Consider the following 21,662-nt stretch of genomic DNA (forward strand, 5'->3'; position numbering starts at 1 on the left):
GGGTCTTCGAGGAAAGGATAGAGCGCCTTTGCTTCTGCGCTGATCCCGAAGGAGCTGGCGATGTTGGCGAACAGCGCGGCGGGTCCCTGGCTCGGCAGGTTCGCCTCGAACTGGCCGACCCAGAAGCTGTGGCCGGGGGCGTCGGCGCCGCGGCCGAAGAACGCCACGTAGGTGGCCGCGATCTGCTCGGGGGCGGTGAGGGCGAGCAGATCCAGCGTCGTCGAGGCGCCGACGCTCACGGGTACGACGTACAGCAGGCCCTGCTCCTCGACCTGTCCGTTGAAATTGCTGGCGCGGTAGGTGAAACCGTCGATGCCGGTGAAGCCGGGGTCGGGCGTGTAGGTGAAAGTGCCGTTGGCGGCGAGCACCATGTCGCCGTGGCTGGGACCGCTCAGCAGCGTCGCGGCCAGGGTCGGCCCGCCCTCGTCGTTCACGAGAACGCTGGCCTCGCCGCCGACCGTCAGCGGCTGGCCGGCGATGACGATATAGGCGTCGTCGATCGTGGAGACCGGCGGTGCCGAATCGTCGTTGACGATCTTTCCGGTCGCCGAGGCGGTGTCGATGCTGAGCCCGAGCGAGGGAGCGGACAGGGTGACGACGAAGTTCTCGGACGCCTCGAGGTCGGTGTCCCCGGCCACGTCCACCGTGATCGTCTTGGTGGTCTCGCCCGCCAGGAAGACCACCGTCCCGGACGGCAGGACGTGGCCGGCGAAATCGTCGGCGTCGACGGGAAACACGGCGGCAGCCGACACCGCGTAGGCAACGCTGTGCGCTGCCGAGGTATCGCCGGTGCGAGTCACGGTGAAGGTGAAGGGCGTTGACGCTGAATTGCCTTCTGAACGGGTCGAGACGGCGACGGAAATCGAAACCGACGCGACCGCGGTAGTCTCCTGGGTGGCGACCAGCGTGAAGTCTGGGACACTCAAGGGGCCGCCGACGTAGACGACGGATGTCGTCACCGGCGTCGGTGGATGTATCGTCGAAGTGCCGAACAGCACGTCTGGCGTGACGGTCGAGGAGAAGGTGAAGCCGTCTGCGTGGCCAGGCAGAAGGGAGGCAACCGAGGAGGTCACCTGCCACAGGATGCTGTAGCCGTTGTTGGGCGGGCCGTCGGTGAGCTGCGCCGTCCATTGCGCCGGAGAAGCGAAGGTCGGCTGGTCGGGCAGATAGCCCTCGCCGGGAAGCCATGAGAACCAGAACGAACCGATCGGAGTGTCCCCTGTGTTTCCGAGGATGATCGTGTACCGGTGGCTCGCTTGGCTGAGCGGGGCGACGATGATAGTTGCCGCGGCGCTTAACGGCATTGCGCTTCCTCCTGCCGGCCTGGCTTGGTCATAGGTCGTGGTGCGTCGGTGCCGGCGCCATATCGACAGGCATGACGGCAGGGATGTGGCAAAGGCAAGTCACGGTCGCCTGAACGCGGCTCGCGAAACGGAGCCCTTGCTTCAGAGGGATCGATACGCTCAGGCGCGCGTGATCTCGAACCGGCCTCGGCGTGAAGCCGCACCTCGTGATGGTCAACTGCTTCTCGGGCCATAGGCCGGATCGCACGAGCCATGCGCCGCACCACTGGCGCCGAGGCCTCGACGCCGGTCCGGCCGCAATGTAGGAGACTGGCCGTGTCCCAGACGCGCGCGACTGATATGCTGAAGAAGGCAGGACTGGCATTTTCTGTCCACAGCTACGACTACGACCCCGACGCCGACAGCATCGGGCTGCAGGCCGCTCAGGCGCTCGGCGAGGCGCCGCAGCGGGTGTTGAAGACGCTGATGGCCAAGGTCGACGGCAAGCCCGTGTGCGTCATCCTTCCCTCCGACCGCGAGGTCTCGATGAAGAAGCTTGCGGCAGCGTTCGGGGGCAAGTCGGCGCAGATGATGAAGCCGGCCGACGCCGAACGGATCACCGGTTACAAGGTGGGCGGCATCAGCCCGTTCGGCCAGAAGCGCCGTACGCCGACCGCGATCGAGGCCGGCGCACTCGCTCACGAGCTGGTCTTCATCAACGCCGGCCAACGCGGATTGCAGGTGCGCCTGGCGCCGCAGGCGGCTCGCGAGATCCTGCAGGCGATCAGCGCGCCGCTGGTGGCGGAGTAGGAGACGCACGAGATCACGGCGAGCCAAGCGGCTGATCGAAGGCGATTCCCACGATCTGCACCACCAGCTCGGTCGTCGCTTCGGCGGCCGCGATCGCGGCGAAGGCATCGGTCTGGGCCCTGGCGGCGGCGACGCTGGCGGTCGTGTTGTCGACGAGCGCCATCACCGTCTTTGCCCAGTCGGCGTTGGTCAGGCCCTGCTCGAGCGCGAAGTAGGCGCCCACCAGCTCCTTGTTTGCCAAGGTTTGCTGATCGGCCATCGCGCCTGCGTTGGCCCGCGCGCCATTGAGGAAGGGCAGCAGAAAGTTCTCCTTCGAGAACTGTCCCTGCTGCAGTTGCGCGACCCAGTAGGCCAGGCCGCCGGCGTCAGGCGTGCGGCTCAGAACGTTGCCGTAGACCTCGGTGACGAACTCCTGGTTGGACAGGCCGGCCGGATAGAGGCTCGCGACCTCGGGCTGCAGGAAGAAGCTCGTGTAGAGCTCCTTCAGGGGCACGCCGTCATGCAGCTGGCTGCCCCAGTAGCTGAGGCCGAGTGCGTCCGGCGCTCGGCCGATCTCTGTATACAGGTCGATGAGACCGTATAGCTGGTCGCCATCCAGGTGGGCGGTCTTGGTGATGGTGGTCGCGTCGACCACCATGTCGCGGAACTGCAGCTGCTCGATGCTGTTCAGCGTGTCGGTGCCGTCGGTGCCGAATCGGGCCTGGGAAATCACAGAAAAGCTGTCGGCATATCCCGCCAGGGTGAAGTTCTTGGACGGCAGCCAGGACACGGCCGTGTCGTGGCCGGCGCCGCCGCTGATCGCGTCGTTGCCGGGCGCGCCGTTGAAGAAGTCGTTGCCGGAGGTCCCGGCGAGCGTGTCGATGCGGTTGGTGCCGACCTGGGTGCCGGGCGCGCTGAAGGTGCTGATGTCGTAGGTGATCGTACCGCTCGGCGCGAAATTCAGGGTGTAGCCGAACAGCCCGGTGGCGTTTTGGGAGACGCCCTGGCCGGGGCCGTAGCCGAGCCCGTGATCGACGACGAAGTTGGCCGGATTGGAACTCGGCCCTTCGATCGGCAGGAAGGCGCCGCCGCTCGACGTGGCGTAGATGTTGTAGGTCGTCCCACCGAAGACGATCTGGTACCAGCCCGAGGAGCCGTTCGAGGTGACCGGCAGGTCGTAGAGAGTGAAAAGGCCGTTCGGTGGCGCATCACCGACCTTCTGCAGGTTCCAGGTGCCCGGCCCACCACGTACGCCGAGCACCGCCCAGTCCGAGCCGGTGACCGAGGTGATCGGCAGCGTCACGAAGCCGTCGGTGCCCGCCATGCTGTCGTTCGGTGAATAGAATCGGAGCGAAAGCGGCGTCGTGCTGTTGGGCGACCACGAGTTGCCGGGGCCGAAGGACGTCGCGAAGGACAGTACGTTGACGCCGCTGGTGGCGGTATCGACCGCATAGTAGTGCGGAAGGGCGGGGTTCGCGTAGGTCGGTCCGCCCGCGGGCGGGGCGACATAGGCGAGTGGCGGTCCGATGAAGCCGTCACTCGAGGTTATGGTCTCCGTGTTGGAATAGATCGTGACGTCGATCTGCGAGACCTGCTGGTTCGCCGACGCGTTCCACAGCGAGACCTGGGGGTTCGTGCCGCCCTGGGAGATCAGGTCGCCATAGGACCAACCGTAGCTGTTGCTGGCATTCTGGACCGCCTGCGCCCAGGGATCGTAGAAGCGGTTGTTCTGGCCGGCCGTACCCGGGCCGCTGCCGAGCACGTTGGAATATACGATCGCGCTTCCGGCAGGATTGAACGTGGCGTCATAGGCGTAGTTGTAATTCCAGGCCCAGGTCTTGTTGAGATCGAAGGTGCTGGGGTCGCTGGGATTGGCCGACGTGCCGGAGCCGCCCCAGTAGCCGGCGTCGAACCCGGCGATGAAATACTTCATCACCGTGCCGTCCGCCGTATTCGGCGTGGTCGTAGACGATGTCGTCCAGGTGTTGCCGCCGTCGGTCGATATCTCTATCTGGCCGTTCTGCGCATAGATGCTGTTCAGCAGATTGGCCGACGTGATGCGAATATAGTCGGTGTTCGTGGCGCCGTTCGTCGTGTTTGGCGTGAACGTGAAATACTGGGTCGAGCTGTTGTACGACACCCCGTACTGGCTGACGGTGTTCGTCGGGCCGTAGTACGTGACGATCGTCATGTCCTGCAGAACGTTGGTCGCGGTCGTGGTGCCGTTCGTCAGCGAGCCGACATAGTTCGTCCAATCGGCAGCGGGCCACGGATTGGTCGCCGCATTGGGGCCCTGGGCCGGACCGATCGACAGCCCGTTCTGCAAACTGCTCGGCGCGATGGTATTGAGCTGCGCCTGGAGCTGGCTGCCGACGACTCCGGCTGCGAAGCCGCGCGCGCCGTTGACGGTGGCGTAGGTGACCGGAAAGGCGAAGGTGTTGACCGACGATATGTCGCCGAGATCGCCCGTGCTGTTGCTGAGCGTCGCCTCGACCAGCTGGTACTGAAAACCGTACTGCTGGGCGGTTTCCGGAGTAATGGCGTTGACGTTTCCCGAATTCAGGGTGCTGATCGTCTGGCCCAGCGTGCCGTCGCCGTTCTGCTGGACCAGGATGAAGACCTGGCCGCTCGAGAACGAGGCCGGCAGTGTGACGTTGAGATTGCCGGCCTGAACCTGGCCTTGCGAGACCAGGGGCGCGATCGAGGAGCCGGCGACGAACTGGCCGCCGGCGTACTGCAGCGCGTAGACATAGGAATTGGGAAGGGCCGCGAGTTGCGACTGCAGCACGCTGCTCAGCGTGAAGTTCATGGTGGTCGTCATCGATTGCCGCTCCGCCGCACGTCGCATCTGGACTGGGCAATCGTAACGCGTCACCGCAACCGAATGCTACAAGCATCGGATGAGGTTGCGAGGGCGCCGTGTCCGCCCGCTTGGCCGCCCGGGCTGTCCGCCGCGGGCCGATCGTCTCGCGTCCGCTCTACGCCCTGGCTGCCGGCGGCCTTGCCTTCTCGAGCGCGGCCCAGGTCTGCGCCCCGACGATGCCGTCGGCATCGAGCCGGTTCTCGGATTGGAAGCGCGTCACCGCCACCTCCGTCCCGGCGCCGAAGTCGCCGTCGATGCCGATCGCGAAGTCGAGCTTGCGCAGCAGCGTCTGCAGCTCGGCCACGTCCTCGCCCTTGGAACCCCGGTGCAGGATGCGCCTGCTGCTGCCGTTCTGCGCACCCGAGAGCTGCACGCCCTCGATGCGGGCGAGCGCCCTGCGCGCATTGTTCGTGTAGTGCCGACGGTCTTCGAGACCGTTGAGGCCACCGTTGATCAGGCGGGTCACGGTCATCAGGTCGTCCTGGTCGCACGCCTTGTTGATGTTGCGTTTCTTCCAGTATTCGCAGGCGATACGGAGAGACAGCGCCGGTTGTGCCGCAAGCTCGGGCTTGCCCTCGAGATCGACACCCAGCACGGCGCCGAGCTGGCGATAGTTGGCCCGACCGGTGAGCTGCAGCAGGCCACGGCCTTTGTAGCGCCGGCCGTCTCCGGGCTGCGTGTTGCCGAGATCGGCGCGGCCCTCGTAGGCATCGCCGCTGGCGAACTCCTCGGTCGTGCGGAAGCCGGCCGATTCATGGCAGATCTGGCCGAGAAAGTGCGCGATCCGAAGCCGGGTCGAGATGTCGTATTCCTGCAAGGTCGTCTGCAATACCTCGCCGGCGGCTGCGATAATCTCGGCCTGGCGCCGGGCATTCTCGCCGGAAAAGCGCGGTGCCACCTCGAACATCGTCTGGGCGTCGACGTGAATCATGACCTGTCCCCCCGTGGGCAGAAACAGAATGGTGCGAGGCCATTCCGGCCACTCGAGCGCGGCGCGCTCAGACGCAGATGCGATCCGAGGCGCCCGGAAGTAAAGACGCCGACTCGATCTTCGCGAGGTTCGGCGGGACGCGGTCCTTCGACGAAATGCCTGCGGAGTCTGCTTCTGTCGCTTGAATGCGACGCGTCCCGTTGATGCCACTTCAAAACGGCAATGTCATGGCCATTCGCGGAGTATTCTCGTTATCGAGATATGCAAATGGGGTAATTGACCGGATTCAGGTGCCATGGGAATTACCCCACCTCGGCTAAGAGAGGTGGATGCGCATGTAACGTCTGCTCCTCGATCTCGCTCCGCCCCATTCGATTACGATTCAAACTGCCGGGATTGCCTGCGGGCAAGAAGGGTGGCCGCGTCGAGGATACTCGGAAGACACGTTCATTCGTCCGATCGAAAGGTGAAGGGTTCGCCGCGGTTGGACATCGAAGTGCTTTGAGACGAAGCGCATCCATCGATGAGAACCGAGGTCGCAGCGGGTGGCCGCTCGAGCTTGCGGGAGGGCGCCATGGCAGGGAGCATGCGATTCTCGAGGATCGGCGGCCAGGCTCTCAACCTTCAGGCTGTTCGGCCGACGATCGCCAAACCTGCCGTCGCCACTGCGCCACCGCCGCGGGTCGCCCCTCAAGTCGCAACCGAAGCGCGGCCCGTCGCGGCGGTCGTCAGCGCTACGCCTGTCCTCAACAGGCAGGCACGATTGTTTCCGCAAGCGCGACTCGACGAAGCGCGTGTCCTCAATCCTGCTTTGTCCGAGCGCCTGCGGCCGATTCGCGTGCGGCCGGTGCCGGTGACGAGGCCGTCCTGCCCGGCGGGAGGCGAGCACGATCACACTGGCAGCGGCAACTATACGCTGGCGATCCATCGCGCCGGGCTCGCGGGGCAATCCAACTGGCGCTGGTGCCGCAAGTGCCAGGGCCTTGTCTACGGCGGCCATCCGACGAGCGTCTGTCCGAAGGGCGGCACGCACGATCTCAGCCAGAGCGGCGACTACGTGCTGAAGGCCAACATGCCGGCGCAGCCTGGTCATCAGTCGAACTGGCGCTGGTGCAATCGCTGCCAGGGCTTGGCCTTCGGTGGGCAATCGATGCCGGGTCCGTGCCCAGCCGGCGGCCAGCACAACCATGCGGGCAGCGGCGATTACCTGCTGGCCATCGACGATGCCAACGCCGAAGGCCAGCCGAACTGGCGCTGGTGCCGCAAATGCCAGGGCCTGGCGTACGCCGGCGGCGCTACCGGTGCAACGCGCGAGGAGCTGGCGCTGCCGGTCGCCCTGTCGGATCCGATCGATCCAGACAAGCTCTTCGAGGCGGCCAGCGGCCCTCAGCACTACTATCTGCCGAGCTATCAGCTCGCGCGCCGCGTCGTGTCCGGGTCGGAGCAGTACGAGATTCGCATGGCGCCCGGCGAGGCCGGGCAATGGGCGCTGCGCGTGGCGCTCAACAAGACGCGACCGGCTGGCGCGACCGATCCGGCGGCGAGCGAGCTCGAGCACGATCTGCTGCTGCAGCTCGTCTACCGCCTGACCAAGTCGGACGGCGGCACGATCGCCAAGACCATTGATTTCACGTCGCTCGGCGAGACCGAGGACAACGCGGCGGTGATTGGGCTGATGCAGTTCGCCAGCCCGGGCGAACGCGACCAGGCGCTGGCGGCGATCACCACGTCCGGATCGGGCTGCGCCATCGTGGCGACGCGGTCGGTCCGGGTCGCGGTGCCGATCGCCGGCGCGGCGGGCCGCTTCCGGCCGGTGACGAGGGGACTGCCGCAGACCGTCGATCCCGATCCGCTGTTCCTCAATCCGCAGCTTCATCCCTACCTGTTCGACGGCGCCGTGCCGCACGGCAGCAGTGGACCCGGGCTGGTCGCGCGCCAGCTCCAGTTCGAAGGTCGATTCTACGACTACTGGGAGGATGCCGCCGATCCGACGCGCATCTTCTATCTGCCCGACGCTTTCCGGCTGGCGCGCCGCGACAAGCCCAGCCCGTTCACGCCGCTGATGTCGGTGCGCGTGCTCGCCGGTGCGACGCCGGAGGCCGATCCGATGATCGGCTTCGAGTTCGTCGCCACGCCGTGGAGCGACGCGCGTCGCCTCGAGGCCGCCCGTCGCGAGTTCGCCAAGCGCCTGCCGGCGCCGCCGGGTTCGACGGCACCTCAGCCGGCACCAACGCCACGGCACACCCAGGGCGGCGGCGGTTTGGCCGGCAGCCTCGGCGGCGTGCTCGGCGGCCTTTTGGGCGGCGATCCGAGAGCGACCGCAGCGGCCGCCGGCGTGGTGGGAGGCGTGGTCGGCGGGCTGCTGGGCGGTGCCGATCCGGCCGCGGCCGCCAGCGGCGCGCTAGCCAATCTGCTCGGCATCAGGCCCGAGGACGAGCGCGCGAGCCGAATCCGCATGGAGCCGGTGCCGGTCGAGAAGGCGAGCTTCTGGCTGATGCTGCCGGGCGCGACGGGCGGCGGTCTGGTCGAGCGGCCGACCGCGCAGATCGACGTGCGCACCGCGCTGGTCGTGTCCGAGACCCTGCCGATGGCCGACTTCCAGGCGGTCTACGACTCGCTGGTGAGCGGCGCCGTCGCGATCATGAAGGGCGAGGTGCGCTGCGATTTCGGCGGCGGCGCGGCCGGCAAGATCCCGCTCGACGCCCGCTTCGACCGCATGAACGGCGAGCTCGTCGAGCCGGTCATCGAGATCGGCGAACGGCACGGCGCGTTCCGCATCACTCTCACCAACGCCGTCGAAAGCCCGATCCAGATCTCCTCGCTCAATGCCTCGCTGCTGATCCGCGGCATGGAGGTGGGAGCGGCGGCGCGCCCCGACGGCACCTTGCCGATGCAGCTCGCGCCCGGCGAGAGCGTGGTGCTGATGGTCTCGCCGCTGAAGGAGCCGCCCGGCAACGCCGAGGTCGAGCCGATGCTCGACCTGACCGGGGTCAAGCCGCTGCTCGACAGCGAGAAATTGTGGGCGGCGATCCTCGATGCCGACACCGCGACCGAGAGCAAGCGCACGGTGCGGGTAAAGCTCTTCCCCGGCATGTTCGACGCGCCGTCGGGCAATCCCGCCGACAGGGCGTTTGCCGTGATGGTGCAGTTCGACGGCGGCCCGAGCGTCGAGCTGACGCCCGAGAAGGCCGAGGCCGAGGTCAAGCTTACGAGCTCGATCAGCGACATCGTGTTGCGACGGGCCGGCGCGGGCGGCTACCGCTACAAGTGCCAGGTCATCCGGCGCAGCACCCGCGTGGCCGACAGCGAGTGGCGAACCGACACGACCGACCTGCTGGTCCCCCTGTTGCCGGCCGGGTGAGCGCATGCGCGGCTTGCCAGACTGGGGAGGCTCCGTTGCGGTCGGCAGCGTCGCCGCCTGGTCGGCCTATCAGGTCGACGGCATCGCGCTCACGTTGCCCGACGCGCTCACGGTCGCGACCGATATCGACGGCAAGCCGGCGTTCCATCTGTCGGCTTTCAGGCCATTGGTGCCGACGCCCGGGCGGCGCAGCTATGGCCGGCTCGACATGGATTTGCGGCTGGTGTCGCACGGCGCCACGGCGGACGGAAAGGTGCGTGTCGTGCCAGCCCTGCGCGGTTGGCTGAGCCTGAGCTCGAACGCGCTCGCCTTGCCACCACAGCTTACGACCGCGCTGCCGCTCGACTGCTCGGGTCTCGGGGTGGCGCGCCTCATGCTGCCGCTCGAAGCCGAAGGTGTCGCCATCATGGAGAGCGCGCTGGCGAGCGGCGCGGCCTCGCTGCTCGCGGCGGTCGACATCGAGGTGGCGGGCGTCGCCGCGCGGCTGCCGATCAAGGCCGCGGTCGACATCGCCCGGCTGCGCGGCGCTCTCGCCACCGGGGCGATGACGCCGGCGATGCTGATCGATGCGCTGTTGCACGATCCCGCGAAAGTCGGCGTCAGCCTTGCCGGCGTGCCGGCAGACAAACCGGCGCAGGCCGTCGCCGAAGCGGTGGCCGATCACATCCGTGCGCGCCTGTGCGACGGGCCGCTGCGTCCAAGGCCGGAGGGTGGCCTGGCGCTGGTGCTCGCCGAGACCGGCATCGCCACCGGCACGGCGACACTCGATCTTGGCGAGGCGGTGATGGCCACGCGGGCCGTGACCATCGTGCTCGACCCCTTCACCATGGCGCGCGATCTCGCCGGCGCCGCCGGTGGCCTCGCCGCCCTGACGACGCGTTCGACGAGCAGCTCGCTGCAATCGGGCCAGCACGACATCATCGTCGATACCAGTGTCGGCAGGCCGTGCGTCGGGCCGCTCACCCTGGGCGCCACCGTGCTCTTCGCGCCGCGCCCACCCGCACGACCGCACGAAGTCCGCGAGGACTTCGAACTGCCGGCCCATGGCGGCAGCGTCGTGCGGCGGGTGCGTCTGTCGCCGAGCGAGCCGGTGAACTGGACCTGCACGGGCTTCGCCTTCTGGCCAACCGCGGACGGTCGCGGGGCAAAGCGGCTCGACGGCGCGGCACAGGCGGGCAACGGCCCGCAGATCCTGCTGCGGCCGAGCGACTTCCCCCTGCAGTTCGTCGACGTCGAGGCGGGCGAGGCGCTGCTCAGCCTGGCGAGCCTCGAAGTCGGCTTCGGCTCGGCGCGCGCGACGCTCACCGTCGCGGCACCGCGGGCAACGTTGGCCGTGCCGATCACGACGACCGACGCGACGCTCGGCGCGACGCTGGTCTCGCGCGATGGCTCGGCCCGCGTGACCCTGCCGCCACGGACCCCCGCCGATTGGCGCATCGAGCTTTCCGACATTCCCGGCTACGGCACGCGCACGATGGAGATCTCCGTGACCCTGCCTGCGGGCACGCCCTTGCGCGCCATCGACGTGCTGGCCGAGGACGCGGCCTCCGATGCCGAGGTCGAAACCTATGCCTTCAATTCGGCGACGCCCTCGCGCACGCACCACTGGTTCTGCCGCGATCCGTTCCGTCCGGGCCTGCGCTGGCGCTGGCGTGGCCAGGCGGCGTTCTCACCGCCGGTGAATGCGGCGCGCCTCGATCTCGTCGCGGAAGGGGTGGCGGCATGACCGACCTGCCCGGCAAGCACTACGGCACGCTCAACGTCTGGCGCGATCCCACGACGCCGGACCTGTGGCGCTACCTGCCCGATGCGCCGACGGCGCAGCGCGCCGCGAGCGGTCGCGCGCAGGTCACGGTGATGGATGTCGGCGACATGCTGATGCTGACGGTCGGCGCCGCGCTGGCGCCGAGCGAGGCCGACCTGGCAACGGCGAAGGCCGGCATCGCCGCAGATGCCGGCGGCAAGCCGGCCGACGTCGATCTCCGTCCCGCCGATCTCAGCGTCCGCAGCGCCAGCCTGCTGCTCACGATGCAGGGCGCGGCGCCGATCGAGCTCGCGAGCGCGCGGCCGTCGCCGCTGGCGCCGCATTCCGCGGCATTCTCCGCCATGCTGCAGGGCGACCGCGCCAGGCAGGCCAAGAGCGCGATGAAATCCGGCAAGGGCCGGCTCTCGGTGCGCTACGACATCGACCTGCCGGCCACCCGTGCGGCGACGGCCCGGCTGAGCGGCGACCCGACCGGCATCACCGACATCGAGCCGGCGATCGAAAGCGGCCAGCTCACGCTTTCGATGCAGTGCGACGAAGGCGTCTCGGAAGCGCTCCAGGCCGAGGCGCGCGAGGGGGTGAGCAAGGAGGCGGCGAAGCTCCTGTCCCGCTTCGAGATCCCGTCGGACGCCCGTCCCGACCGCGAAGCCAATCTCGAGGCGGAGGTCACGCGCACCGAGGCGGCGCCGATCGCGCTCAGCCTCGAAGCCGATGTCACCGGCTGGCTCAAATGAACCCATCGACGACACCTTTTAACCAGGGAGTTGCAAGATGCTGAAGCTCGATACCCAGGACGTTGTCGGCCAGACCGGCTACTGGGCTGACGACAAGGATCCGCTGCAATACTACGTCCTGCCCGGCGAGCCGACCCTGGCCATCCGCGAGGGCAAGGCGGTCTTCAAGTTCGTCAAGTACCGCTTCCCGATCGATCGGCCGGGCGGCGTGAAGGGCGGCGGCATGCTGGTCATGCAGGCCGAGCTCGCGCTGCCACAGAAGGACGAGCAGACGATCCGCTCGCGCATCGAGGATCGTCTCAAGGCGCGCGGCATTCCCGGCAGCCAGGCCTCCAACGTGCGCCTCGGCCGCCCGCTGATCACCAGGGGCAAGGTCACGGTCGAGGTCCTGGGCTCCGACGGCAAGGCGCTGGTTCAGCGCGTCGTCGTGCCGACGCCTCCGTCGCTGTTCGGCAACAACGCCGTGTCGATCGGCATCGAGCTCAACGAGTTCGGCGCGCCGGTGTTCGAGGCGGCGATGAAGGCGCAGGGCGCCGGCCTGGTGCTGGTCGGCTACGAGCTCGCCTACGCCGCCAAGCTGCCCAAGGCATGGATCGTCGGCACCTGGGACGCGGGCGCCTTCATGCACTTCTCGCAGCGCATCGAGGAGAAGAGCCGCATGTATCACGACGACGACTACGAGGAGAAGATTCGCGAGACGATGCGCAAGAGCGACAGCCAGAAGATCGAGTGGAAGACGCAGCCGCCACCCGTCGGCGGCATGGACGCCGCGCAGCACCAGAAGATGATCGAGAACATCGAGGAGTCGGTGCGCCGGCAGCTCGACGAGGCGATCAAGCGCAACGTGCTGGAAGCCATTCCGCCGGAAAGCCGTGACGTCGAGAAGATCCGCGAGCGCGGCTTCGAGGATATCGTCCGCACCATCGACGTGACGCGAACGGCCTCGGTGCGGGTCGAGTATCTCGCCGAGAAGGTCGTCGACATGCCGGCAAACCCCAATGCACCGCTGCCAGCCTTCGGCCAGATCCAGGTCGCCGGCAAGGCGCTGAAGTGGGAAGACTACGCGATCACGGTCGACGCCGACGATCCGTTCTTCAAGCAGTTCAGCGTCGCCTTCATGGTCAACGCCGACTTCGCCGACCTGCCGATCGCCAGCGTGAACGTAGAGGTCCACTACAAGGGCAAGACCGGCAGCGGCCGCTCCGAGACCTACACTTTCCGCAAGCCCGAGGACCAGGAGCGCTTCGAGGCGTTCCTGGACGGCGGCACGGGCGAGTTCGAATACTCCTACACCGTCAACTACAAGGGCGAGAGCAACGTCTTCAAGTCGCCCATGATCAAGTCCAAGTCGGATGTCTCGATCAACATCGGCGATCTGGGCGTCTGGAAGGTCGATATCGAGGTCGGTGACATCAATTTCGAGGAGGTCACCCAGGCCCAGGTGAAGTGCGTCTACCAGGATGGCGACGTCAACATCGAGAAGCAGTTCATCATCACCCAGAAGGACCCCAAGCATCGCATCCGCGAGGTCATCTTCAAACCGCGCTCCAGGGAGTGGAAGTACTCGGTCAAGTACTTCATGAAGGGTGGCCGCGAGATCGCCGTTCCCGAGGAGACGTCCAACGGCGAAGCGCTCTACGTCAACGATCCATTCTCGGCGATGCGCACGATCTCGGTGCGCACCAAGGGCGACTTCGACGCCGTCATCGACACGCTGTTCCTCGATTTCATCTACGACGATGCCGAGCACGGCTACCGCCAGACCAAGTCCTTCGCCTTCAGCAAGGCCGGCAAGCGCTTCGAGGACTGGTCGTTCCCGGTGATCAGCGAGAAGGTCGGCACGCTGACCTACACCGGCAACATCGTCTACAAGGACGGCCGGCCGCCGACCACGATCCCGCAGAAGGCCGTGACCTCCAACACGGTTCTGGAAGGCGAGGACGTGCTTAAGCTCGAGGTCGAGCTCATCCCCGACCTGCTCGACTGGGATCAGCTCAAGCTGGTCACCGTGAAGCTCTCCTATGTCGACAGCGCCAACGGCATCGACGAGAGCGACACCTTCACGCTGCGCAAGGGCGTGGCGCCGATGAAGTGGTCGGTAAACATCAAGGACAAGTCGAAGAAGACCTACAAGGTGGCGCCGCGCTTCTTCCTGAACGACGGCACCAAGAAGGAGCCCCCGCCGTTCGACGCCACCGACGAGTCCCTGGTCCTCGAGGCGACGGCGTAGTCCTCATGCGGACCGCGGGCGTCCCGCCCGCTCATGAACAAGAGCGGGTGGGACGCCCGCGGTCAAATGAGATCCCAGGAATGAGAAAGGGTTGCCGGCGATGCTGTATCTCGAAGCGCCTTTTTACTTCATCAACGGGGTGTCGGTCTTTCGCGACCACGAGGACCCGGAGCAATACTACTATCTGCCGGCGATGCCGCGGCTCAGGACCAACCTCGATGCGGCGACGGGCAAGCAGGTGCCGCGCATCCAGCTGATCAAGTACCGCTCGCTGGTCGCCGGCGCCGGCGGCTTCCTCACCTTCGACGTCCATATCGGACTGTCCGACGCCGAGATCGACGCCGTGGCGAGCGAGGTGCGTCGGCTGGCGCGGCTGCCGAGGACGCCGCGCATCGTGCCGATCCAGCCGCTCGACGGCAGTGTCCGCCTGCTGATCTTCGGCCAGGACAGTGCGGCGACGCCGCCGCCGACGCGGCCGGGGGCGCCGCCTCCGCCGCCGCCCGAAGAGCGGTTCGTGGTGAAGATGGAGCATTTCGCCAAGCCGGCGCTGTTCGGCGACAACGGCGCGGCGTTCTCGGTCGAGCTCGATCCGCAGGGCACCGCGATCATGGAAACGGCGATGAAGGGCGAGATCTCGCCGATCGTCGTCGTCTACAGTGTCGATTTCGCCGGCCTGCGGCCGGCCTTCTCGGTGCGCCTCAAGATCGACTGGGACCGCGTTCAGACCTCGATGGACGAGACGTTCGGTTTCAAGAGCTGGTTCACCTCGAGCGAGATCAGCAACGCCGTGGACAAGCTGGTCGAGAGCCGGGCCATCGAGATGGAGGCGGACAATTTCGTCGCCGATGCGGGCGACACCGGCAAGGCGGTCGCCGAGCGCTTCGAGAGCGCCCGCATGCGGGTCCAGGAAATGATCACCGATAGCTTCTTCGAGGCCAGCCTGCCGCCCAACAAGCAGCGGCCCGACGGCTGGGACAAGGCGTCCGGCATCATACGGGATCTCGCGACGGGCGGGCTCGGCGGCTTGATCGGCACGTTCAGCTACAAGAAGACGACCTACAAGCGCATCGACCGCCGCAGGCTCGATGTCGAGATTTCCGAGCGGTCCGCCGTCGTCCGGACGATCTATCCGCAGGGCACGGTGAGCGGCCTGTTCCAGGCGCTGCAGGATGGCATCGACGTCAAGCGGTTCATCCTCGAGGTCAATGCCGACGACCCGTGGTTCGAGCGCCGCCGCGTGCGCGTCATCAATCGCGGCGAGATGGCGCGCGACGAGCTCACCTCCGTCAACGCGACCCTCAAGTACGGCAGCGAGGTGCGCAGCGCCGTGCTGGAGGAGACCGGCAAGGAGGCCACCTTGGAGTGGTCCTCGATCCTCGAGAATGGCGCGGTCAAGCGGCCGGTCGAGGTCGAGTACGCGGTGCGCTTCAAGCCCGACGCCGGCGGTGAGCGCCCGCTGGAGGTGAGATCGGCGCCGCTCACGGTGACCGGCGACGTGCTGGAGGTGCAGCCGGCCGAGCTCTACGCGCGTGTCACCATTCCGGTGATCGCCTCGCCGAGCTATCCGTGGGCCAAGTACCCGCAGGTGCAGGTCATGCTGCGCTACGAGGATCCGGCCAACAAGATCAAGACCGACGACACGCTGGTCGTCACCAAGGATGGCGGGCCGAAGAGCTGGACCTTCGTCGCTCTCGACAAGGCCCGCCGCAGCTTCAGTTACCGGCTCCTGCACCAGGCCGCGAACCACGAGGATGTCGACAGCGGCTGGCAGACCAGCGACGGCGATCTCGTCGACATCCGCGATCCGTTCGGAACCTTGCGGCTCAGCGTCGAGGTCGTCCCGGTGGTCGCCCGCTGGGAGGACGTCGAGCAGATCTTCGTCGACCTGCAGTATGTCGACAAGGCCAACGACGTCGAGGAGAGCGCCAACCTCGCCTTCTCGCCCGAGGACAAGGCGCCCAAGAAGTTCGTGATCGACCGCAAGGACCGCACCAGGAAGCTGGTGTCGTTCAAGGTCACCACGATCTTCAAGGGCGGCACGGTGATGGAGGTACCCGAATCCTTCACCGAGGCGAGCCGCATCCTGGTGCGCACCGACATGAAGGGCCATCGCATCATCGGCGTCCTGCCCCCCATCGATTTCGCCAAGCCCAAGCTCGAGCGCGTCGAGGTCGATCTTGCGTACAAGGATCCCGATGCCGGGATCGACGTCGCCGACCGCGCCACCTTCGAGGGGCCAGGGGCGCGCAAGCTCTTCGAGTTCGACTACGTCGATGCCGCGCGCAACGCCTACCAGTGGCGCGCCAAGTACCTGTTCTCCAACGGCATGACCCAGGAGACCGACTGGAAGGAAGCCGAGGAAGACGAGCTGCTCGTGAAGGTGCCCTGACCAGGGCAGCGGGGGAGGCACGCGACATGCTGATGCTCAACAGCCAGGCCTGGACCATCGAAGGGATCCAGGTGTTTGCCGATCATGCCGATCCCCGGCAGTTCTGGTACCTGCCGGGGCCGGTGCAGCTCACACGTCGGCGCGAGGACGGTCGGGCAGAGTTCACCTTCATCAAGGTGCGTGCGGCCGACGCCGCGAACACCGCGGCCAGGGGCGGCGGCTTTCTGACCTTCAGCGTCGATCTTCGACTCGATCCAGAGCTGGAGCGCCGCATCCTCTCGAAGCTGTCAGCCATGGCGCGCGGCAAGCCGCGCCTCTCCGCGGTGCCGTTCGACGAAGGTAGTGTGCGCGTGATCGCCCTCGATCTCGACAGCGGTGCGACCGCAAGCCCGGGCGCGGCGGCGCCGCCGGCTGGCACCTTCCGCGCCGTGGAGAAGGCGCTGGGCGCCACCGTGCCGTCGCTCGATGCGATCAACCGGGCGAGCTTCAGCCTGACCCTGAGCCAGGAGGGCGCGATCATCGTCGAGCAGGCGTTCAGGCAGGGCGGTACGCCGGTGGGCGTCATCTACGAGCTGAAGTACTCCGGCATGCGGCCGGCGCTCGACGTCACCATCACCGCCGACATGAGCCGCGTGTTCGAGCAGTTCGCCGGCAGCGTCGACAGTCAGGTGATGTTCGTCCGAGGCGGCATCGACGCCGGCTTCGAGAAGCTGGTGCAGGATGGCGCGATCAGGATCGAAGTGCACGATTTCATCGGCGCCGCCGACCACGAGAGCAAGGAGACGTGGGCCATCAACTTCTTCAAGGAGTCGCTGTTGGCACAGTACTTCACGCCGACCTTGACCGTCGGCGAGCTGCGCGGCGGTATTCCGCAGACGGAAGGGCTGGACGCGGTGCTGAAGCGCGGCGAAGCGTTGCGGCCGCCACCGACCCCGGCACCCAGCCGCCCGACCAGCGACGAGGTTGTGACGCGCCCGGCGCCGCCTGCGAACCCTGCCGACAGTCCGACGGCAGGGACGGGTCGCGGCGGTACGCAGCCGGGGCGGGTCGCCCAGCCTCCAGCTGGCGGGCCAGGCGAAAGCCCCACCGAGTCGACTGGGCAGGCGGCGGGTGCTGGGACGGGTGCGACGCTCGGCTCTTCGGCCGCCGCCGGCGTCTCGCCGACGGTGACGGCTGGCCGGCCACCCGGCACGCCGGCTGGCGCGACGACAGGCGGTACGCCGACCGGGGGCGGCAATGCAGCCGGGGGAGCGACGGGGGCAGGGACGGTCGGCGGTGCGGCGTCGGGCGGCGGCAGCACGCCCGGCGCCACCGGCGCCGCACCGACAACGCCGGCGACGACATCCTCGTCGAGCGCCACGCCGACGCAAGGCGGTGGCGCACAGGCGGTCACGGCATTCCGCTTCCGCGGCATCAAGCAGGAAGAGCGCAAGAAGCTCGTCTTCCGCTACTCGCGCAGCGAGGCCACGCAGCGCAGCTACGCGCCGCAGGGCTTTTTCGGTTTGCTGGCGGGCGACCTCGACAAGAAAAGCCACTTCATCGAGGTCGATCTCGACGACCCGTTCTTCCGCCGCTTCGAGATCAAGGTATCGACCATCCCGGACTTCGCCGCGATCGGCCTGAGCGCGGCCGAGATTGCGCTGAGCTACGGCAAGCCCGGCGACCCGGGCGGCGTGAAGAGCCAGAATTTGCGCTTCGAGGGCCAGAACGCCGCCGAGCAGAGCTGGACGGTTTTCCAGAACGACGGCGACGTGCAGAGCCTGCGCTTTACCGTGCAGTTCCACTTCGATCCGGCATCGGGGTTCGAGGGATCGAAGCTCAGCTACGAGTTCGGGCCGTTCGAGACGACCGATCGCACGATCGTGCTCAATCCGTTCGAGCATATCGGCGTCAGGACGATCAGCGCCGTCGCCAACAAGATCGACTGGGGCCAGATCGAGCGCGTCGAGGTGACGCTGACCAGCGGGCAGCAGAAGAAGACGCTGACTCTCACCGAAGCCGCCAAGGAAGCGGCCTGGAAACTGCGCCTCGACAGTCCGGAGGTGCGGACGATCGGCTACAGCACGACGTTCGTCATGAAGGACCGCACGACGCGCGGCGGTGAGGTTGGAACGACCGAGGCGAGCTCGATCCTGGTCGACGATCCGTTCCCCGAGGGGTTGAGCCTGCAGCTCATCCCGATCCTCGACGCCGCACGTACCCGACTGGCATTCGTCGATTTCGACTATGCCGATCCGCCGTCCGGCTTCAAGCGCAGCGAGCGCTTCCGCATCGCGCCGACCGACCTCGATCGCGAGGTGCGGGTCGGCCTGCCCAAGGGCGCCACCAAGTCGTTCCGCTTCCGCGTCACCGTCGTGCCCAAGACGGGCGCGATGCGGGCCGGCGAGTTCGTGGATTCCACCGAGACGCTGATCGCTGTTTCGGACTGACCGGCCAGAAGAGGAGAGACAAGGTCATGACCAAGCGCGCCGTCGTCGTCGGCATCAACGATTACTCGGTCCAGGGCGTGAACTCGCTGGCCATGTGCGTCCGCGACGCGAGCGCCTTCTATCACCTGCTGGTCGACGCCTTCCTGTTCGAGCCCGAAAACATCATGACCTACCTCGACCTGAAGGCGGATTCGGCGGTGATTCTGAAGGCGCTCCGATACTGCGTGGCGCAATCCGAGCCGGGGGACGTGATCTGCTTCTATTACGCAGGCCATGGCAGCCGTTTGCCGCATCCCACCAAGGTAGGCCAATTCTACGAGGTGATCATCCCGGCATCGGGACAATGGATCTCCGACCATGAGCTATTCAACATTTCCGATGGGCTGCAGCCGAGCCACGTCAACTTCACCTGTGTCTTCGACAGTTGCCATTCGGGTGGCATGAGCCTCGAGGCAGAGGCGAGGACGCCCCCCATGGAGATGACTCTGGTCCAGCAGATCGTCGCGCAGATGAACAGCCTGATCCCCTGCGGCATGCTCTTGTCGCCGACCGATCGCGTCGTCTGCGAGGGCAACGTCAAGAACGTCCACCTGGACCATGACCGCATCGACCTCGACCCGGGGCCGAACTTCACGACGGTGCAGCAGGCCAAGACAACCCTGATCTCGGGGTGCCGCCCTGACGAGCTGACCTACGAAGGGCCGGTTTCCTCGGCGGTGAAGAACGGCCTGATGACCAAGTCGCTTGTCGACCTGGTCAACCAGTCCAACTTCCAGATTGATCACCGATCGCTGGTCGACGAGCTGAACACGCGCGTCTCCGCTTACGTGACCCAGCTCTTCCCCGGCTCGAAGATCGTCCAGCAGCCGCAGCTCGCCGGCCAGGACAACAGGATGGGCGAAAACTTCCTCGAGGGCTTCACCGACAGCCGTTGACGCCTGGACAAGACGGCCATCGGGCGAACAGGAGCGCGGGAGAAAGAGCATGCAGCAGATAGGCACGGCGACCATCACCGTCGACGGGGTCACCGTCTTCTCCGATCACGCCGACCCCAAGCAGTTCTGGTTCTTGCCCTCGCCGGTGGCGCTGGCCAAGCGCGCCCTCGACGGCCGGCCCGCCTTCACCATGATCAAGTGGCGGCCGGCGGCGGTCGCCGGCGGCGCCAAGGGCGGTGGCTTCGTGACCTTCGAGGCCAATCTCAAGCTGCCCGAGGCCACCGAGCGCAGCATCCGCGCCCAACTCGCCAGCCGCAGCCGTGGCGGCGGGCCGGTCCGCCTGTCGGCGATCCCGTTCGACGAAGGCACAGTGCGCTGCATCGCGCTCGATCTCGAAGGGTCGGGCGGCACGGCAGCGCCGGCGAATGCGCCGCCGGGCACGTTCCGCGCCGTCGAGACCATTCGCGGCGCGACGCAGCCGTCGCTGGCCGGCGACAACGTGGCGGCCTTCTCGCTGACCTTGAGCCAGGAAGGCGCGATCATCCTCGAGCAGGCCTTTACGCAGGGCACCACGCCGGTGGGCGTCGTCTACGATCTCAAGTACACGATCCTGCGGCCGGCGCTGCACGTGAAGATCACCGCCAAGTACGAGGACATCTTCACCCACTTCTCGGCCGGCCTCGAGGCGCAGGTCTACTGGGTCAAGGCCGGCATCGATGCCGGCTTCGAGAAGCTCGTGGCCGACGGTGCGATCAAGATCGAGGTCATCGATTTCACCGGCGAGCAGGACAAGAACGAGAAGGAGCAGTGGGCGCTCGACTTCTTCAAGGACAACCTCCTGTCCAAGTGGTTCGAACCGTCGATCACGCCGGCCGACGTCGAGAGCCGCATGGCCAAGCCCGAGGGCCTCGACGCCGTGCTGAAGCGCGCGCGCGAGATGAACCCGACGCCGACCGGGCCGACCGGTGGCGCGACAGGGTCCAGCGGCGCGACCGGCGCCACCGGCGGACGGACCGGCGCAACCGGCGCGACCGGCCAGACAGGGGCAACCGGCGCCACGGGCGCGACCGGTCCGACGGGGGCGACCGGCGCCACCGGTGGAACGTCGACGCGCCAGCCGGCAACGCTCACGGTCACGCGCCTGCCCGAGCCGCCGCCGGCGGGACAGAACATTCGTCTCGAGCCGGGCAGCACGACCGACGAGGAGAGGATCACGGTCGACGGGCCGGCCGGCTGGACGGCAACGGTGAACGGCGCGCCGGCGACGCTTCGCGACAACAAGATCATCGTCAATGTCGTGGGCGGTGCGCCGCCGCAAACCGTTGCGGTGCTGTGGCCGGCCGGCGGGGGCGGGACGACGCCGCAGGTGGCGCAGGCCTTCAAGCTGTTTTTCGAGAAGGACAAGCCGCTGGAGGCGGGTTTCGCCGCTGCCAAGGCGGCCTATGTGTCGAACCGGACTTCCGACCAGCGGTTCCTGAATGCCAGCGGGCCCGTCGGCCAGCCGACGCCGTCGGGTCCGCCGACCGGCTCGGACCGCTTCCGCGCCTGGCTGGACACGCTGCCGTCGCCACGGCTCATCGCTTTCGAAGGCAACGCCAGCTTCGAGGTGGTGACTCCCGACCCGCTCGGCACGCCGCAGAACCGCGAGACCCACGACCTCAACCTCTCGCGTCGGCGCAGCGACGTTGCGCGCGAAAGCATGCAAGGGCGCGGGACTTTCCAGAGCACCCTCGCCAAGGGCCATTCGGATGCGCAGGCGGCCGGCCGGCTGGACCAGCCGGATGACCGCTATGTCATCTGTCGCTGGGTCGGCGGCACGCAGCCAGTGGTCCCTCCGGTGCCCGCCGTCACCGTGACGGGCGTCATCCTCCGTCCGGCACCGGTGGTCACGCCGCCGGTGGTCCCGCCCGTGGTGCCTCCGGTCGTGCCGCCGGTGACTCCCCCCGTGACTCC

At 67.3% G+C, this 21,662-nt stretch carries 12 protein-coding genes; 9 read left to right on the forward strand and 3 right to left on the reverse strand.

Annotated features, from left to right (window positions below; translation table 11 throughout):
- A partial coding sequence (locus AB7O82_RS17170; RefSeq protein ID WP_428619841.1) for an Ig-like domain-containing protein occupies positions 1-1,304 on the reverse strand: 1,304 nt, incomplete at its 3' end.
- A 252-nt stretch (positions 1,305-1,556) separates the two neighbouring features.
- On the opposite strand from AB7O82_RS17170, the gene ybaK reads away from it, so the two are divergent.
- Positions 1,557-2,093, forward strand: a complete 537-nt coding sequence (gene ybaK, locus AB7O82_RS17175; protein ID WP_428542260.1) for a Cys-tRNA(Pro) deacylase — start codon at positions 1,557-1,559, stop codon at positions 2,091-2,093.
- 13 nt (positions 2,094-2,106) lie between these two features.
- Here the strand turns inward: ybaK and AB7O82_RS17180 are convergent, their stop codons facing one another.
- The gene (locus AB7O82_RS17180; protein ID WP_428542263.1) at positions 2,107-4,893 is read right to left on the reverse strand and encodes a DUF4214 domain-containing protein; all 2,787 of its coding nucleotides are present in this window, start codon (positions 4,891-4,893) and stop codon (positions 2,107-2,109) included.
- Positions 4,894-5,050: 157 nt separating this feature from the next.
- A complete protein-coding gene (locus tag AB7O82_RS17185; RefSeq protein WP_428542266.1) occupies positions 5,051-5,866 on the reverse strand; it encodes a peptidoglycan-binding protein in 816 nt (271 codons plus the stop codon).
- A gap of 586 nt (positions 5,867-6,452) precedes the next feature.
- On the opposite strand from AB7O82_RS17185, the gene AB7O82_RS17190 reads away from it, so the two are divergent.
- The 8 genes from AB7O82_RS17190 to AB7O82_RS17225 form a co-directional block, all read left to right on the forward strand.
- Positions 6,453-9,227 (forward strand): hypothetical protein, encoded by a 2,775-nt coding sequence (locus tag AB7O82_RS17190; RefSeq protein WP_428619843.1) that lies wholly within the window; start codon positions 6,453-6,455, stop codon positions 9,225-9,227.
- Between the two features lie 4 nt (positions 9,228-9,231).
- Positions 9,232-10,953 (forward strand): hypothetical protein, encoded by a 1,722-nt coding sequence (locus tag AB7O82_RS17195; protein WP_428542272.1) that lies wholly within the window; start codon positions 9,232-9,234, stop codon positions 10,951-10,953.
- The gene (locus AB7O82_RS17200; protein WP_428542275.1) at positions 10,950-11,726 is read left to right on the forward strand and encodes a hypothetical protein; all 777 of its coding nucleotides are present in this window, start codon (positions 10,950-10,952) and stop codon (positions 11,724-11,726) included. The genes AB7O82_RS17195 and AB7O82_RS17200 overlap by 4 nt, the downstream gene beginning before the upstream one ends.
- 37 nt (positions 11,727-11,763) lie before the next feature.
- Positions 11,764-13,956, forward strand: coding sequence for a hypothetical protein (locus AB7O82_RS17205; RefSeq protein WP_428542278.1), 2,193 nt, complete (start codon positions 11,764-11,766; stop codon positions 13,954-13,956).
- 91 nt (positions 13,957-14,047) lie between these two features.
- Positions 14,048-16,345 carry a hypothetical protein gene (locus tag AB7O82_RS17210; RefSeq protein ID WP_428542281.1) on the forward strand — a complete coding sequence of 766 codons (2,298 nt, stop codon included), beginning with the start codon at positions 14,048-14,050 and terminating at the stop codon, positions 16,343-16,345.
- Between the two features lie 26 nt (positions 16,346-16,371).
- A complete protein-coding gene (locus AB7O82_RS17215; RefSeq protein WP_428542284.1) occupies positions 16,372-18,774 on the forward strand; it encodes a hypothetical protein in 2,403 nt (800 codons plus the stop codon).
- A 26-nt stretch (positions 18,775-18,800) separates the two neighbouring features.
- Positions 18,801-19,709: a caspase family protein gene (locus AB7O82_RS17220; protein WP_428542287.1), complete on the forward strand. Its 909-nt coding sequence runs from the start codon at positions 18,801-18,803 to the stop codon at positions 19,707-19,709.
- A gap of 49 nt (positions 19,710-19,758) precedes the next feature.
- A partial coding sequence (locus AB7O82_RS17225) for a hypothetical protein (protein ID WP_428619844.1) occupies positions 19,759-21,662 on the forward strand: 1,904 nt, incomplete at its 3' end.

Source organism: Reyranella sp. (assembly GCF_050185545.1).
Classification (GTDB): domain Bacteria; phylum Pseudomonadota; class Alphaproteobacteria; order Reyranellales; family Reyranellaceae; genus Reyranella.